1 protein-coding gene and 1 pseudogene are annotated in these 1,347 nt (G+C 66.1%); both read left to right on the plus strand.

What is annotated here, in order from left to right; translation table 11 throughout:
• Window positions 1-473: pseudogene (locus ACFY9I_RS42500) on the plus strand (alpha-1,4-glucan--maltose-1-phosphate maltosyltransferase); the annotation flags it as partial.
• Window positions 470-1,347 (plus strand): alpha-amylase family glycosyl hydrolase (locus ACFY9I_RS42505; protein ID WP_391012903.1); only part of this gene is annotated, 878 nt, incomplete at its 3' end. The pseudogene ACFY9I_RS42500 and the gene ACFY9I_RS42505, both read left to right, overlap by 4 nt.

Raw genomic sequence — 1,347 nt, forward strand, 5'->3', positions numbered from 1 at the left:
CCGGCAGCGAGGAATACCTCGACTCCGAGAAGTACCAACTCCGCCCACGCGACTGGGACGCCGCCGAACGCGACGGCCACACCATCGCCCCCCTGATCACCGCGCTGAACGACATCAGGCGACGCCATCGCGCCCTGCACGGGCTCAGAAATCTGCGCTTCCACCACACCGACAACGACGCGGTGATCGCGTACAGCAAGCGCGCGGGCGCCGACGCGGTCGTGGTGGTCGTCAACCTCGACCCCCATCACGCACAGGAGGCATGGATCTCGCTCCACATGGCGGAACTCGGCCTGGGCGCGGACGAGAACGTGCCGGTGCGCGACGAGCTGACGGGGGAGACCTACCGCTGGGGGCGGACGAACTACGTACGTCTGGAACCCGGGCGGACGCCCGCGCACATTCTCCACGTCCGGCTCGGCGCGGAGAGCGCATCCTCCTCGTCGCAGATCGGAGGGTCAGGTAGGCCATGACCTTGAACGCACCCATCCCGGACACCTTCGAGGACACCCCGCAGAAGGACCGGGACCCGGACTGGTTCAAACGCGCCGTCTTCTACGAAGTCCTCGTCCGCTCCTTCCAGGACAGCGACGGCGACGGCGTGGGCGACCTCAAAGGTCTGACCGCCAGACTCGACTATCTACAGTGGCTGGGCATCGACTGCATCTGGCTCCCGCCCTTCTTCGATTCCCCCCTGCGTGACGGCGGCTACGACGTCGCCGACTACACCGCCGTGCTCCCGGAGTTCGGTGATCTCGCCGACTTCGTCGAATTCGTCGACGCCGCGCACCAGCGCGGTATGCGCGTCATCATCGACTTCGTCATGAACCACACCAGCGACCAGCACCCGTGGTTCCAGGAATCCCGCGCCGACCCCGAGGGCCCCTACGGCGACTTCTACGTCTGGGCCGACGACGACAAACAGTTCCAGGACGCGCGGATCATCTTCGTCGACACCGAGGTCTCCAACTGGACCTTCGACCCCGTCCGCCAGCAGTACTTCTGGCACCGTTTCTTCGCCCACCAGCCGGACCTCAACTACGAGAACCCCGCGGTCCAGGAGGAGATGCTGGCCGCCCTGCGGTTCTGGCTGGACCTCGGCATCGACGGCTTCCGTCTCGACGCCGTCCCGTATCTCTACCAGGAGGAAGGCACCAACTGCGAGAACCTTCCGGCCACCCACGCGTTCCTCAAGCGCGTCCGCAGCGAGCTCGACGCGCTCTATCCGGACACGGTCATCCTCGCGGAGGCGAACCAGTGGCCGGAGGACGTCGTCGACTACTTCGGTGACTTCCCCAGCGGCGGCGACGAATGCCACATGGCATTCCACTTCCCGGTCATGCCCAG

The sequence above is a fragment of the Streptomyces sp. NPDC012510 genome (genome assembly GCF_042955065.1).
Classification (GTDB): Bacteria; Actinomycetota; Actinomycetes; order Streptomycetales; family Streptomycetaceae; genus Streptomyces.